Origin of the sequence: Cryobacterium tagatosivorans (assembly GCF_004402215.1) — a bacterium.
Taxonomy (GTDB): Bacteria; Actinomycetota; Actinomycetes; order Actinomycetales; family Microbacteriaceae; genus Cryobacterium; species Cryobacterium tagatosivorans.
In genome coordinates, this window is sequence record NZ_SOEZ01000076.1 from 31,689 (window position 1) to 46,541 (window position 14,853).

Genomic DNA, 14,853 nt, shown 5'->3' on the forward strand with positions numbered 1-14,853 from the left:
CGGTCGAGTTTGGCAGGCACACCCCTGGCAAACTCGGCCGCAACAGCCAAACTCGGCGAAGGGACGGCGGCCGCCGAGCCAAGGAACTACCAACGAACGACCCAGCGAGAGACGAGCGGCCGAGCGACCTACCCCTGCGCCGCGCTGACGCGGTCGCGACCGCCGCGCTTGGCCTCGTAGAGGGCACCGTCCGAGCGGGCGAGCCACTCCGACACGACCTCGAACGGCTTGAGCTGGGATACGCCGGCGCTCACCGTGCAGGTCAGGCCGGGGGCGATGGTCTCCCACGGGTAGTTGCGCACCGAGGCGAGCAGCCGCTCGCAGACGAGCTCGGCCTGCTCGAGGCTGGTGTGCGCGAAGATGAGCAGGAACTCCTCGCCGCCCACCCGCACGGCCATGTCGGTGTCACGGGTGACCGCGCGCAGCAGGTTCGACATCGCGGTCAGCACCTGGTCGCCCGTGGCGTGGCCGTACTCGTCGTTGACCCGCTTGAAGTGGTCGAGGTCGATCATCGCCGCGCAAAGCGGCTTGGCGCGCTCGTCGCCCATCAGCGGCGGCAGCTCGCGGTCGAGGGCCCGCCGGTTGGGCAGGCGGGTAAGCGGGTCGGTGTGCGCCTCGTGGTCCAGCTCTTCGGCACGGATGCGTTCCATCTGCGCCTCGATCCGCGACCGCTCCGCCTCGTGGTGGGCGTGTTCGATCTCGATGGTGTTGATCAGCATCTGGGACTGCAGCCCGGCCGTCTGCACGGTCATGTCGAGCATCCGGGCGTCCATCTGCTCGTGATGCGCCAGCGCCCGCTCGAACCGCCCGCACTCCTTGTGCATCTCATACAGCGACCGGTGCAGCTTGATGATCAGGGCCGGATCCTGCTCGGCGTCGGGGTCGGCCAGCTGGGCTTCCATCATCGTCGTGGCCTCGTCGAGGTTTCCCTCGGCCCGGACGATTTCGGCCAGCTGCGCGTCGTTGCCCAGCTCCATGTACCGAGAACTCTGGGCCTGGGCGAGGCCCTTGACCAGGCCGGCGTGCTCGCGGGCCTCCACGTAGCGTTTGAGCACGATCAGGATGCTCACCATGTTGGTCCGGGCGATCATCTCCCAGAAGGAGTGAGCCTGCTCGTGGGCCATGTGGACGGACTCTTCCACGAGCGCCAGCGCCTCCTGCAGGGCCAGCGACGCGCTCTGGCCCTGGGCAAGCTGGGCCCGGGCCACGGTCAGGCAGGCGTCGCCGAGATTGTTCAGTCCGGCGAAGCGCGCCTCGGGGTCGTCGAGCGTGCGGGCCAGGGCGAGGGCCTGCCGGCCGAGTTCCAGCCCGTACTGGGGGTCGCCGAGCGCCTCGTGCACCATGCCGGCCCGGCTGAGCGCCCAGAACTCCAGGGTCGGGCTGTCGCAGGCTCGCGCCGCGTCGAGCGCCGACACCGCGTGGCGGAGCGCGGTCTCGTTCAGGTGCGTCTCGGTGAACGCCAGCGCCAGGATGCAGTGCAGCTTCGACTGCCTGACCAGGTCGCCGCTGCCGGTGAGGAACTCCAGCGCGAGCAGGCCCTCCTTCACCGAGGCTTCGTGCTCGCCGAGGCGCAGCCGGTGCAGCGACAACAGGTGCCGGGCGTACGCCTGCTCGGTGGGCGTGACGCCGGGCCTGAGTAGGACTTCCTCGGCTTGTTCGGCGCCTTCGCGGTGCCGGCCGTCCATGCTGGACACCTCACAGGCGGCGAGCAGTTCGTCGATGCTCGGCTTCGGGGCGAGGGCGACGGATGCCGCGGCATCCGCCGGGTTCGACACGGGGTTCATGATGCTGCGACCTCTCCCCGGCTGACCTGGTCACGTCCGCCGTGCTTGGCCGCGTAGAGGGCGGCGTCGGCGCGCGCGAGCCAGGCGGAGACGCTTTCGGAGGGTTCGAGTTCGGCCAGGCCCGCGCTGACCGTGCAGGTCAGGCCGGGGGCCAGGGTGTCCCAGGGGTAGCTGCGCACCGAGGCCAGCAGGCGTTCGCAGACCACCGCCGCGCCTTCCAGGGTGGTGTCGCCGAAGACGAGGAGGAACTCCTCGCCGCCGACGCGGACGGCCAGGTCGGTGTCGCGGGTGACGGCGCGCAGCATGGTGGCCATGACGGTGAGCACCTCGTCGCCCTTCGCGTGGCCGTGCACGTCGTTGACCCGCTTGAAGTGGTCGAAGTCGATCATCGCCGCGCAGAGCGGCTTCACGCTGTCGTGGGCGCGTCCCATCATCGGCGGCAGCTGACGGTCGAGGGCGCGCCGGTTGGGCAGCCGGGTGAGCGAGTCGGTGTGCGCCTGCAGGTCCATTTCCTCGGCGCGGAGGCGCTCCATCTGCACCTCGAGCTGGGACCGCTCGGCCTCGTGGTGGGCCTGCTCGATCTCGATGGTGTTGATCAGCATCTGCGACTGCAAGCCGGCGGTCTGCACGGTCGAGCGCAGCGCCAGGGCGTGCAGTTCCTCGTGGTGCAGCAGGGCCTGCTCGAACCGCCCGCGTTCCTTGTGCATCTCGAACAGCGCCTTGTGCAGCCGGGTGAGCAGGGCGGGGTCGTCCTCGACGTCGTGGTTGGTCAGCTGCGAGGTCATCATCGTGGTCGCTTCTTCGAGGCGGCCCTCGGCCCGGACCACGTCGGCCAGCTGGGCGTCGATGTCGACCTCGAGGTTGCGGAATCCGTGCGCCTTGGCCAGGGCCTTGGCCAGCCAGCCCTGCTCGCGGGCCTCGCCGTGCTGCTCGAGCCCGATCAGCACGCTGACGAGGTTGGTGCGGGCGATCGTCTCGTAGAAGTAGTGCCCCTGCGCCGCGGCGACGGCCACGGATTCGCGCACGAGGACGAGCGCTTCTTCCAACGCCGCCGTCGCATCCAGGCCCTGGGCGTGCTGGCCCCGGGCGATCTGCAGGAAGCTATCGCCGAGGTTGTTCAGCCCGACGAAGGCGGACTCGGGGTCGTCCAGTGTCTGCGCGAGGGCCAGCGCCCGCCGTCCCAGCTCAATGTCGCGCGTCGCGTCGCCCATGGCGCCGTGCACCATGGAGGAGCGGCTGAGCGCCCAGAATTCCGCGACCGGATCCCCGGATTCTCGCGCCGCCGAGAGCGCCCCGAGCACGTGCTGGAGCGCGGTCTCGTGCAGGGCGGTGTCGGCGAACGCCAGCGCGAGGGTGCAGTGCACCCTCGACTGCCGGAGGAAGTCGCCGTGTGCCGTGAAGTACTCGAGCGCCAGGAGGCCCTGGGAGACGCAGGCTTCGAAATCGCCCAGGCGCAGCCGATGGAGCGAGAGAAGCTGGCGCGCATGCGCCTGCTGTCGGGCGGTCAGGCCCGGCCGGACGAGGGCCTTCTCGGCCTGCGCGGCGCCTTCGCGGTGCCGTCCGCTGCTGTTGGAGAGCTCGGATTCCTCGATCAGATCGTCGATGGAGGGCAGGGTCACAGCGACAACGACATCGTGTGCGTTCAAGGTGGAGCCCCCCCCAACTGCTATCTGTACGTTGAACCTAGCAGCGCCCCGACGGTGTCCTTGGCAGATACGCGCGCGGGCCTCGCCCCCGTGCAAGGGGTGGACAGGCTGACGTTTTTTCGGTGCCGGGACGGGTGCTCGCGGCGGGCTTGCGGCGGGTTTGTGGCCGCTCTCGGGCGAAAACACTGGGCTGTGGCCGGTGGCGACTCCCAGGGAAACAATAAATGCGTACGCATAAGATCGGTTCATGACCGATTCCGTTGTTTCTGCTGTTCCTGCTGTTCCTGCTGTCGCCGCTTCCGGCGACTCGGCTGCCGACGCTGCCGACCGCATCACGATGTTCGGCGCGGAGTGGTGCGGCGACTGCCGCCGCTCGAAGCGCCTGCTCGACACCCTCGGCGTGGACTACGACTACGTGGACCTCCTGGCCGTCGAGGACGGCGCCGACCGCGCCGCCGCGATCAGCGGTCGCACCCAGATCCCCGTCGTCGTCTTCCCCGACGGCACCCACGTCGTTGAGCCGAGCGACTCGGTCCTGCACGCGAAGCTGACGGAGCTCGGCCGGATCTAGGGCGTATCTCCGAATTCGGTGGTGCGGGCAGGATGCGCGGGCTGTACGCCGCTACGCGGGCGATGCGCGGCGCGCGCAGCGGCGTATCGCACGCGTAGCTCAGAATGATGCCCGGCGCCGCCGAGGTCTAACGTGAAGTCATGGAGACTCCCGCCGCGCCCACCACCTTTGTTGCCGATGTCCGCGCCGGCACCGCACCCGGACCGAGCGGCCTCGGCCATTCGACGGTGCTCAGTTCCCCGGCCGTCCGCGTGGTGGTGCTCACGTTCGAGGCCGGGCACGTGATGAAGGAGCACCGGGCGCCGAAGACCCTGCTGATGCAGGCGCTCGACGGGCGCCTGCGGATCACCGCCGGCGGTGAGGTCACCGAGCTCGTCCCCGGGTCGCTGCTCCGGCTGGACCAATCGCTGATGCACGAGGTCGAGGCGCTCGAGGCATCCCGGCTGATGCTCACCCTGGTCGGCTAGCGCGGGCCCATCCTGCGCGGCCAGCCAGGGGCATCCGCCCGGCCCGGCCGGGGGCATCCGCCCGGGATAGCCGCGGCCGGTGATCATTCCCAGCTGTGAGGCAGCCCGGCCTCCTGTGGGCGACGGATGCCGCCAGGGCTGGGGATCGTCGCCCCGGGCGCGCCATTCCCGCGGGTTCAGGCCGCGTAGCCGGCTTACCAGCGGCCACCTGCTCGCCCAGGCGCGCCGCCGAGGCACGTCCGCGCCGCGAAAACCGGATGCGACCGGCTGCGAACCGCAGAAAGTCCGGCACTCGACTACTCGCGCGCAATTTCTCCGGATTGCGGGCGCAGCCCGCCTGCACCGCAGACGCAGCCGCAGCCGCAGCCCCCTACGACAGCCGCTGCAGCGAATCCTCGCTCACCGCCAGCGTCCCCGTCCCGGCGCCCGCGGCCGCGAGCAGCGCGGTCCGGAAGCTCTCGATCGGGTCCGCATACGGGAGCACGCGCCGGATCTCGGCCAGCGCCTCATCCGCCGGCACGCCCAGGTGCCGCACGGCGTAGAGGGCGGCGACCGCGGGGGTGCGGCTGATCGCCTGCACGCAGTGCAGCAGCACGGTCTTGCCCTCGGCCCGGAGCGCGGCCACGGCATCCGCCGCTTCGGTGAGCACGAAGTCCAGGTTGGGGTTGTCGCCGTCGCGGTCGATCAGCCGCATCTCCACGTGGTCGGCCGGCGGGATCGAGTCGTCCAACACGCCCACCCGGCAGAGCGACACGACCGCGTCGACGCCGTCCGGCAGCGCCTCGAACCGTCCGACGCCGCCGAGCCAGACGCCCGGGTCGTGCGGGTGCGCGGCGAGCCGCGTCACGTCGCCGGAGCCGGAGTAGTCGACCACGGGCGCGGCCGGCCAGCCGGAGGCATCCGACCGCCCGCCCGCCACGGCCAGCGCGCCTAGCCGCACCAGCTCGCCGGACCGCTCGCCCGGCCAGCCGTGCAGCACCCGGCGCCAGCGCACCGGCACGGCGGATGCCCCCCAGCGCGCCCCGAGGAGCCCGCCGGCGATCGCCGCGACGGTGTCGGTGTCGCGTCCGCCGCGCACCGCAGCCTCGAGGGCGGCCGCGAAGTGGCCGCAGGGGAACCGGTCGACGGCCGGGTCCAGTTCGGGAATCGGCGTGCGGGTGATCGCCGACCAGGCGCCCTGCAGCGCCTCGACCACCCAGCCGTTGTGGTTGAACCGGGTCGGCGGGTTCTCCTCTGCCTCGTCGAGCCGCTCGGCCCAGAGCGCGGCGCGGTCGGCGGGCAGCCGGCCCAGGGCCGCGCGCACGCCGTCGAACGTGCCGTGCAGCACCGCGTGGCGGATGCCGAGGCTCCAGATCACGCAGGCCTCCACGGCATCCGGATGCGTGTGGGTGAGCTGCGAGAGCGCGGTCGCGGCCTCGACCAGGGCGTCGGGGTCGTCGAGGTAGGCCAGGGCGACCGGGCCGACGCGCATGAGCGACCCGTTGCCGGAGGAGCGGTGGCTTCGGGCGCTGTACGCGACGGCGGCCTCGCGGAGGCCGGCGGCGGTCGGCGAGGACGCGCGGCGAATCACGGCGCCGATCTGGATGCCGACGTCCTTCGCGTCGTAGGCCCAGTCGGACCAGGTTGCGGCGATCCGGTCGAGCACGGCCTCGTCGCGGAGGTCGTGGCCGGCCGCGGCGGCGCGGGCGATCGGGATCGCCATGGCCGTGTCGTCGGTCCACTCCCCCGGTTCCCAGAAGAGCTGGCCGCCGCCGAACATGCCCACGGCGATCTCGTCGGGCAGCGGCGGCTGGAACTCGTAGCGGGCGCCGAGCGCGTCCCCGGTCGCGAGGCCCAGCAAGACCCCGGTCGCGCGATCGTTCTGTGCGGACGTGAGCTTCATGTCGGCCTCCTTCAGAGGGGCGGTACGGATGCATACCGCTGGGTTGATTGAGGATACGCGCGTTGGGCGCATCCGTCTTGGCCGTGTTCTGGGGGTTTGGGTCTTGGGGGTCCGGGTTTCCTGGCGGCGGGAATGCGACGGGAATGCAGCGGGAATGCGGCGGGAATGAAAAGATTGTCCTATGCGTTTGCATATATGTCGTCGATAATGGACGAAGAAGAATTTGGCAGCGCCCTGAATTTGGAAGCGCCCAGGAGGGACCCTCAGCATGAACGTCCAGACATCCGGACTGCACCACGTCACCGCGATCGCCGGTGCGCCGCAGCGCAACATCGACTTCTACGTGACCGGCCTCGGGCTGCGCCTCGTGAAGAAGACGGTGAACTTCGACGACCCCGGCACCTACCACCTCTACTACGGCGACGACTCGGGGCGCCCGGGCTCGCTGCTCACCTTCTTCCCCTGGACCGGCATCGCCCCCGGACGCCACGGCAGCGGCCAGTCCACCTCGACCGCGTTCTCGGTTCCGGCCGGCAGCCTCGGCTGGTGGTCGGAGCACTTCAAGTCGCTCGGCGTCGAGTCGCGGCTGACGTCGGTGTCGTCGCACGAGGAGCGGCTCTCCCTGCGCGACCCGGACGGGCTGCAGCTCGACCTCGTGGCCTCGTCGACGGTGGATCCGCGGAATCCGTGGGATTCGGCATCCGTGCCCGCGGAGTATGCGGTGCGCGGCCAGCACTCGTCGGTGCTCACCGTCGCCGACCCGGCGAAGACCGTGGAGGTGCTCACCCGCGACCTCGGCATGCACGTGCTCTCGGAGAGCGCCGGCCGCGTGCGGGTGGGCGCCGGGGACGGGCTCGCGGGGAACATCGTCGATGTGATCGCGGACCCGAACGGCACCGTCGGCCTGACCGCCGGCGGCACCGTGCACCACGTGGCGTTCCGGGTGCCGGACAAGTCCACGCAGCAGCAGTGGCGTGAGGAGCTCGCGGACCGCGGCTACGCGGTGACGGAGATCCTCGACCGGCAGTACTTCACCTCGATCTACTTCCGCGAGCCGGGCGGCGTGCTCTTCGAGATCGCCACCGACACCCCCGGCTTCGACATCGACGAGCCGCTGCTCGAGCTGGGCCGCTCGCTCAAGCTTCCGCCGTGGCTCGAGCCGAGCCGCGAGCAGATCGAACGCAAGGTGGCGCCGATTTCGCTGCCGGCCGAGAACAACCCCGCGCTCGTCGCGGGGGCGTAGGGGACGCTGATGAACGCACATCCCGTCGCCACGACCGCTGCTCCGAGCATCGCTCCAACGATCGCTCCGACCGCTGACGCGCTGCCCGAACCCCGGCTGCTCGACCTGGACTGGCCGCACGTCTTCCGGCCCGGCTCGTCCGACCGGCCGGTCCTGCTCATGCTGCACGGGACGGGCGGCAACGAGCAGGAGATCGCCGGCCTCGCGGATGCCCTCGACCCGGCGGCGGCGGTGCTCGCACCCCGCGGCCGCGTCAGCGAGGGCGGCCTGACGCGGTGGTTCCGCCGGCATGCCGAGGGCGTGTTCGACGTCGACGACGTGGTCCGCCGCGCCGGCGAGCTGGCCAAGTTCATCGCCTGGGCCAGGCACCGGTACGACCTCGGCGAGCGCCGCATCGTCGCCGTCGGCTTCTCCAACGGGGCCAACATCGCCCTGGCGACGGCCCTGCTGCACCCGGAGTCCGCGGACCGCGTCGTCGCCTTCTCGGGGATGTTCCCGCTCGACGACCGCAGCGTTTCCGGCGACCTGTCACGGTCCGAGGTGCTCCTGCTCAACGGTCGGTCCGACCCGATGGCCCCGCTCCCCAGCGTGACCAGGCTCGTCTCGGTACTGACCTCGCACGGCGCAGAGGTCGAGCAGGAACTCCGCGACGGCGGCCACGGCATCACCGCAACGGATGCCGCGGCGGCCGCAAGCTGGCTGGCCCGCCACCCGTAGCCCCTCGCGTCCGGGGCTCCCCGAGATTCCCACGCCCCGCCACCACCAGGCCCAGCACAACTGAGTCGCGGACAAAGTACCTTCCCGGGCGAAATGAAGGTACTTTGTCCGCAACTCAACCGCATCCCGCACGAAACCCCAGCCCAGACCAGCGCTCCCAGCTCCCTTGCGCGTCCCGGTGACCGTTCCTACCCTGTGCGCATGAGCGAAAACAGCCAGGGAGAAAGCACAGACCCGAACGACGCCGCCCCCCAGCAGCCCGTTTTCCAGCTGCGGCTGGTCGTCGAGGCGGCCGACTATGACAAGGCCGTGCGGTTCTACCGCGACGTGCTCGGCCTGCCCGAGGAGGTCTCCTTCGAGGGCGAGGACGGGGAGCTCGGGATCGTCCTCGACGCCGGCCGGGCGACGCTGGAGCTGCACAATCCGGCGCAGCGGCAGCTGGTCGACGATCTGGAGACCGACGGGCAACCGAGCGGGCACATCCGCGTGGCCTTCGAGGTGGCCGATGCGGCGGGCACAACGCGGCAACTGACGGATGCCGGAGCCGTGCTGGTCGCCGCGCCGCGCGTGACCCCGTGGCAGTCGATCAACTCGCGGATGATCGCGCCCGCCGGGTTGCTCGTGACGCTGTTCCAGGAGCCGGGTAGCCCGGGGTCCGCTCCGGGAGCCCGTCGGATCGCGAGCCAGGCACGGGATCCCGTTGAGTTGCGAACAAAGTACCTTCACATCGCGCGGGAAGGTACTTTGTCCGCAGCTCAACGCCTCCTCGGAATCTCCTGAGTTCGCCACAGGCAGAGGCGAGCACCGGGGCAGGCCCGGTCACCGGGCAGCCCTGATCGGGCCGGCGCTCAGCCGCCGGAGACGAGGTTGACGTTGCGGGAGATGGACTCCGCGGCTTCGCGCAGCAGCGGAACGGCGCGTTCGGCGAACGAGTCATCGACTCGGGACACCGGCCCGGAGACCGAGATGGCCGTCGGCGTCGGCGCATTCGGCACGGCCATCGCGAAGCATCGCACGCCGATCTCCTGCTCCCCGTCGTCGACCGCATAGCCGCGCTCCCGGATGACGTGAAGTTCCGCGATCAGGTCGTCAACGTTGCCGATGCTCCGGCTCGTCGGCGTGGGCATCCCGGCCCGGGCGACGATGGCGCGCACGGTCTCGTCGCGCAGCTGGGCGAGGATGGCCTTGCCCACTCCCGTGTCGTGCATGTGTGCACGCCGACCGGCCTCGGTGAACATCCGCATGGAGTGCCGGGAGGCGACCTGGGCAACGTAGAGCACCATGTCGGAGTCGATGACGGCGATGTTCGCCGTCTCCCCCAGCTGGTCGACGAGGCGGGTCAGCTCCCCGCGCGCCATCGCGCCCATCTGCTGGCTGGCCCCCTCGCCCAGGCGCACCAGGCGCGGGCCGAGGGCGTACCGCCGGTTCGCCAGCTGGCGCACGTACCCCTTCGCTGCGAGCGTGCGCAGCAGTCGGTGGATGGTGGGGCCGGGCAGGCCGGATGCGGTCGCGAGTTCGCTGAGCATCATCTGGCCGCCGGCGTCCGTGATGAGCTCGAGGAGATCGAAGACCCGCTCAACGGACTGCACGCCGCCTGGTGCCGTGCGTTCAGCCATGACGCTCTCCGAATCGGGTTTTTGGAAATTCATCTCCATTATACGAAAACGTTGCCCGATCCGATCAAGGTTGACGCGGGGGCCTCGTCGTCCCTACTATTTCATAAGACAGAAGATAACTTCCATAATGTGGAATATCTGAAGATCGCAACCGAAGGACGTCCATGCCGTACACCGTGAACTGCTCGATCCTCCTGACGGAGCTGCCCCTGCTGCAGCGCCCGGCCGCCGCCAAAGCCGCCGGCTTCGACGCCGTCGAATTCTGGTGGCCGTTCCCCACGTCCGTGCCGACGGACGCCGAGGTCGACGCGTTCGAGAACGCGATCACGGATGCCGGCGTGCAGCTGAGCGGACTGAACTTCGCCGCCGGGGACATGCCGGCCGGCGACCGCGGCCTCGTGTCCTGGCCGGCCCGGTCCGACGAGTTCCGCGACAACCTCGCGGTCGCCGCCGGCATCGGCGGGCGCCTCGGCTGCCGCGCCTTCAACGCCCTGTACGGCAACCGGGTCGACGGCGTCACCCCCGAGGAGCAGGACGAACTCGCCCTCGAAAACCTCTCCCTGGCCGCCAAGGCCGTGGCCCCGATCGGCGGCATCGTGCTGCTCGAGCCGGTCAGCGGCGCACCCCGCTACCCGCTGCTCACGGCCGACGACGTGCTGGGCGTGATCAAGACCGTCGCCGCCCGCCACGGCGACACGAACATCAGGCTGCTGGCCGATTTCTACCACCTGGCCGTCAACGGCGACGACGTCGACGCCGTCATCGAGATGTACGCCCGCCAGTTCGGCCACATCCAGATCGCGGATGCCCCCGGCCGCGGGGAACCCGGAACGGGCACCCTGCCGATCGACGCCTGGCTCGAGCGGAGCCGCGAGCTCGGCTACGAGGGCTACGTGGGCCTTGAATACAAGACTGCGGCCGAGCATCCGTTCGCCTGGCTGGCCAGCGCCCAGCCGTCCGGCAGCGCACGGGCCGGCACCGCCCCGACCAACGCCGCACCCACCAACACCGAGGAGTTCACCAAATGAGCACCGTTGCCGTCATCGGCCTGGGCATCATGGGCCTGCCCATGGCCACCAACCTCTGCAAGGCCGGCCACGACGTGATCGGCTTCAACCGCAGCCAGGGCCGGATCGACCGGCTCGTGGCCAACGGCGGCCGCGGCGCGACGAGCGTCGCCGACGCCGTCCGGGACGCCGACGTGATCATCACCATGCTGCCCGACTCCCCCGACGTCGAGAGCGTCGCCGGCGGCGAGGACGGCCTGATCGCCAACGCGAAGTCCGGCGCCATCTGGGTCGACGCCAGCACGATCCGCCCGGATGTCGCCATCCGCCTCGCCCAGGCGGCGAGCGCCCGCGGAATCCGCCCGGTCGACGCGCCCGTCTCCGGCGGGGAGCAGGGCGCCATCGAAGCCGCCCTCTCGATCATGGTCGGCGGTGAGGCCGCCGATGTCGAGGCCGCCCGGCCGGTGCTCGAGGCGGTCGGGAGCACCATCGTGCACGTGGGACCGTCCGGCTCCGGCCAGACCGTCAAGGCCGCGAACCAGCTGATCGTCGCCGGCACCATCCAGCTCGTCGCCGAGGCGCTCGTCTTCCTCGAGGCGCACGAGGTCGACACCGAATCGGCCATCAGGGTGCTCGCCGGCGGACTGGCCGGCAACCGCATCCTCGACCGGAAGGCCGCCGCGATGGCCGCCCGCACGTTCGAGCCGGGTTTCCGCGTCGACCTGCACCACAAGGACCTCGGCATCGTCACCGCCGCCGCCCGCGAGGCCGGCGTCGCGATCCCGCTCGGCGCCATGACCGCCCAGCTGATGGGGGCGCTCCGCGCGCAGGGCCACGGCTCGCTGGACCACTCGGCGCTCCTGCTGCTCGTCGAGCAGCTGTCCGGCCGCTCGCGCGACTGACCCACGGCGCCAGCCGCCTCCGCCAGCGCTAGCCGCCACCGCCAGGCAGCACCGCCATCCCGCACGTCCAGGAACCGGAACCACAAGGAGAATCATGCCCACCATGCGAGCCGTCGATGTCGCCGTCGCCATCCTCGAGCGGGAAGGCGCCACCCAGGCCTTCGGCCTGCCCGGCGCCGCGATCAACCCCTTCTACTCGGCCATGCGCGCCCACGGCGGGATCCGCCACGTCCTGGCCCGCCACGTCGAGGGGGCCGCGCACATGGCGGAGGGGTACACCCGCACCGCGCCGGACAACATCGGCGTCTGCATCGGCACCTCCGGCCCGGCCGGAACGGACATGATCACCGGGCTCTACTCGGCCTGGGCCGACTCGATCCCGATCCTCTGCATCACCGGGCAGGCCCCCGTGAACCGCCTGCACAAGGAGGACTTCCAGGCCGTCGACATCGCGGCCATCGCGGCCCCGGTCACGAAGATGGCCGTCACCGTGATGGAGGCCGGCCAGGTGCCCGGCGTCTTCCAGAAGGCGTTCTACCTGATGCGCACCGGCCGCCCCGGCCCGGTGCTGATCGACCTGCCGATCGACGTGCAGCTGACCGAGATCGAATTCGACATCGACACCTACCAGCCGCTGGAGGCCCCCAAGCCCGCGGCATCCCGCGCCCAGCTGGCCAGGGCGCTGGACATGCTCGCCACCGCCGAGCGCCCGCTCATCGTCGCCGGCGGCGGCATCATCAACGCGGATGCCTCGGCCGAACTCGTCGAACTGGCCGAGTTGCTGAACGTCCCGGTCATCCCCACCCTGATGGGCTGGGGCGCCATCCCGGACGACCACCGCCTGATGGCGGGCATGGCCGGGCTGCAGACGTCGCACCGCTACGGCAACGCGACGATGCTCCAAGCCGACTTCGTGATCGGCATCGGGAACCGCTGGGCCAACCGCCACACCGGGGGCCTCGACACGTACACGAAGGGCCGCACCTTCGTGCACATCGACATCGAGCCGACCCAGATCGGACGGGTGTTCTCCCCCGACTTCGGCATCGTCTCCGACGCCCGTGCAGCCCTGGCCGGGCTGGTCGAACTCGCGCGGGAACGCAAGGAGGCCGGCGGCCTGCCGGACTGGGAGGACTGGGTGGAGAGCTGCGCCGTGCGCAAGTCGACGATGCTGCGCAAGACGCACTTCGACAACGTCCCGATGAAGCCCCAGCGTGTCTACGAGGAGATGAACAAGGCCTTCGGCCGGGAGACCCGCTACGTGTCCACGATCGGGCTGTCGCAGATCGCCGGCGCGCAGTTCCTGCACGTGTACCGCCCGCGCCACTGGATCAACGCCGGCCAGGCCGGGCCGCTGGGCTGGACCATGCCGGCCGCCCTCGGCGTTGCCGTGGCAGATCCGGGCGCGACCGTCGTCGCGCTCTCGGGCGACTACGACTTCCAGTTCATGATCGAAGAGCTCGCCGTGGGCGCCCAATTCAAGATCCCCTACATCCACGTCGTCGTGAACAACTCCTACCTGGGCCTCATCCGGCAGGCGCAGCGCGGCTTCGACATGGATTACGAGGTCTCCCTCGCCTTCGACAACGTCAACTCCCCCGAGTTGGAGGGCTACGGCGTCGACCACCTCAAGGTCGCGGAGGGCCTCGGCTGCAAGGCCATCCGGGTGCGGGAGGCCGGCGACATGCAGGCCGCCTTCCAGGAGGCACGTGACCTGATGGCCGAATTCAACGTGCCGGTCGTGGTGGAGGTCATCCTGGAAAAGGTCACCAACATCGCCATGGGCGGGGCGAACATCGACGCGGTTACCGAGTTCGAAGAGCTGGCAACCTGCGAAGCGGATGCCCCCACCTCGGTCTCCCTGCTGACCCTGACGGTCTGATCGTGCGGATCGTGCTCGCTCCGGACAAGTTCAAGGGCTCGCTGGGCGCCCCCGACGTCGCCGCCTTCCTCGAGGCCGGCCTGCACTCGGTCGACCCGGACCTCGTCGTCGACCGGGTGCCGGTGGCCGACGGCGGCGAGGGAACCCTCGACGCGGCCGTCGGCTCCGGGTTCACCCGCCAGGTCGCCACCGTGACCGGGCCGACCGGCCTGCCGCTGCAGGCGGCCTACGCCGTACGGGGCCGGGAGGCCGTGATCGAGCTGGCCACGGCATCCGGGCTCGCCGCGCTGCCGGGCGGCGTGACGGATGCCCTCCGTGCGACGAGCCGCGGCACCGGCGAACTCATCGCCGCCGCCCTGGCCCGAGGCTGCACGCATATCATCGTCGGCATCGGCGGCAGCGCCGGCACCGACGGCGGGGCCGGCCTGCTCTCCGGCCTGGGCGCCGGGATGCTCGGCGACACCGGGACCGTCCTCCCCGACGGCGGCGGCTCCCTTACGGGACTGGCGAAGGTCGACCTGACCGGCCTCGACCCGCGGCTCGCCGCCGCCCGGATCACGCTCGCCAGCGACGTGGACAATCCCCTCCTCGGCCCGACCGGTGCCGCCGCCGTCTTCGCACCCCAGAAAGGCGCCGGGCCCGGCGAGGTCGAGCTGCTCGAGTCGGCGCTGCGGAACTTCGCGCGGGTCCTGGCCGCCGAAATCGGCGCGGTCGCCCTGACCGCCACCGAGGCGCCCGGCTCCGGGGCCGCCGGCGGGGTCGGCTACGCCGTGCTGGCCGTGCTCGGCGGGGAACGCCGCGCGGGCATCGACGTCGTGCTCGAGTTCTCCGGCCTGCACACGCGCGTGGACGGGGCGGACCTGGTGATCACGGGAGAAGGATGCCTCGACCACCAGAGCCTCGGCGGCAAGGCCCCCGTGGGTGTGGCCCGGGCCGCGGCCCGGGCCGGCGTTCCCACGATCGCCGTCTGCGGCCAGACCACGCTCACGCCGGACCAACTCAGCGACGCGGGCTTCGACCAGACCTATGCGCTGACCGACCTGGAACCGGACACCGCCAGGTGCATGAGCGAGCCCGGCGCCCTGCTCACGCGCATCGGGGCGCTCATCGCCACGAGACTGGGCTACGACGGCTAG

The 14,853-nt window shown here is 70.9% G+C and carries 13 protein-coding genes; 9 read left to right on the top strand and 4 right to left on the bottom strand.

Features of this window, described 5'->3' with window-relative positions; genetic code table 11:
* Positions 1-128: 128 nt before the first annotated feature.
* Positions 129-1,784 (bottom strand): tetratricopeptide repeat-containing diguanylate cyclase, encoded by a 1,656-nt coding sequence (locus E3O23_RS15950; protein WP_134492729.1) that lies wholly within the window; start codon positions 1,782-1,784, stop codon positions 129-131.
* Positions 1,781-3,430, bottom strand: coding sequence for a GGDEF domain-containing protein (locus E3O23_RS15955; RefSeq protein ID WP_166790550.1), 1,650 nt, complete (start codon positions 3,428-3,430; stop codon positions 1,781-1,783). Before E3O23_RS15955 ends, E3O23_RS15950 begins: the two co-directional genes overlap by 4 nt.
* A 337-nt stretch (positions 3,431-3,767) precedes the next feature.
* On the opposite strand from E3O23_RS15955, the gene E3O23_RS15960 reads away from it, so the two are divergent.
* Both E3O23_RS15960 and E3O23_RS15965 read left to right on the top strand, forming a co-directional pair.
* Positions 3,768-4,001, top strand: coding sequence for a glutaredoxin family protein (locus tag E3O23_RS15960; protein WP_241983516.1), 234 nt, complete (start codon positions 3,768-3,770; stop codon positions 3,999-4,001).
* Between the two features lie 140 nt (positions 4,002-4,141).
* Positions 4,142-4,468 (top strand): cupin domain-containing protein, encoded by a 327-nt coding sequence (locus E3O23_RS15965; protein WP_134492732.1) that lies wholly within the window; start codon positions 4,142-4,144, stop codon positions 4,466-4,468.
* A 370-nt stretch (positions 4,469-4,838) separates the two neighbouring features.
* On the opposite strand, the gene E3O23_RS15970 is transcribed toward E3O23_RS15965, so the two are convergent.
* On the bottom strand, positions 4,839-6,350 hold the full coding sequence (locus E3O23_RS15970) for an ADP-ribosylglycohydrolase family protein (protein ID WP_134492733.1): 1,512 nt from the start codon (positions 6,348-6,350) through the stop codon (positions 4,839-4,841).
* A 268-nt stretch (positions 6,351-6,618) separates the two neighbouring features.
* Here E3O23_RS15970 and E3O23_RS15975 point away from each other — a divergent pair, with 268 nt between their 5' ends.
* From E3O23_RS15975 to E3O23_RS15985, 3 genes are all read left to right on the top strand, one after another.
* Positions 6,619-7,593 carry a ring-cleaving dioxygenase gene (locus E3O23_RS15975; protein WP_134492734.1) on the top strand — a complete coding sequence of 325 codons (975 nt, stop codon included), beginning with the start codon at positions 6,619-6,621 and terminating at the stop codon, positions 7,591-7,593.
* Between the two features lie 9 nt (positions 7,594-7,602).
* Positions 7,603-8,310 carry an alpha/beta hydrolase gene (locus E3O23_RS15980; protein ID WP_174776659.1) on the top strand — a complete coding sequence of 236 codons (708 nt, stop codon included), beginning with the start codon at positions 7,603-7,605 and terminating at the stop codon, positions 8,308-8,310.
* 201 nt (positions 8,311-8,511) lie between these two features.
* Positions 8,512-9,090 (top strand): VOC family protein, encoded by a 579-nt coding sequence (locus tag E3O23_RS15985; RefSeq protein ID WP_134492735.1) that lies wholly within the window; start codon positions 8,512-8,514, stop codon positions 9,088-9,090.
* 68 nt (positions 9,091-9,158) lie between these two features.
* Here the strand turns inward: E3O23_RS15985 and E3O23_RS15990 are convergent, their stop codons facing one another.
* The gene (locus E3O23_RS15990; protein ID WP_134492737.1) at positions 9,159-9,926 is read right to left on the bottom strand and encodes an IclR family transcriptional regulator; all 768 of its coding nucleotides are present in this window, start codon (positions 9,924-9,926) and stop codon (positions 9,159-9,161) included.
* Positions 9,927-10,090: 164 nt separating this feature from the next.
* On the opposite strand from E3O23_RS15990, the gene E3O23_RS15995 reads away from it, so the two are divergent.
* The 4 genes from E3O23_RS15995 (at position 10,091) to E3O23_RS16010 (ending at position 14,853) form a co-directional block, all read left to right on the top strand.
* Positions 10,091-10,954 carry a hydroxypyruvate isomerase family protein gene (locus tag E3O23_RS15995; protein WP_134492739.1) on the top strand — a complete coding sequence of 288 codons (864 nt, stop codon included), beginning with the start codon at positions 10,091-10,093 and terminating at the stop codon, positions 10,952-10,954.
* A complete protein-coding gene (locus E3O23_RS16000; RefSeq protein WP_134492741.1) occupies positions 10,861-11,835 on the top strand; it encodes a 2-hydroxy-3-oxopropionate reductase in 975 nt (324 codons plus the stop codon). Before E3O23_RS15995 ends, E3O23_RS16000 begins: the two co-directional genes overlap by 94 nt.
* A gap of 94 nt (positions 11,836-11,929) precedes the next feature.
* Positions 11,930-13,717, top strand: coding sequence for a glyoxylate carboligase (gene gcl / locus E3O23_RS16005; RefSeq protein WP_134492743.1), 1,788 nt, complete (start codon positions 11,930-11,932; stop codon positions 13,715-13,717).
* Positions 13,718-13,719: 2 nt separating this feature from the next.
* Positions 13,720-14,853 carry a glycerate kinase gene (locus tag E3O23_RS16010; protein WP_134492745.1) on the top strand — a complete coding sequence of 378 codons (1,134 nt, stop codon included), beginning with the start codon at positions 13,720-13,722 and terminating at the stop codon, positions 14,851-14,853.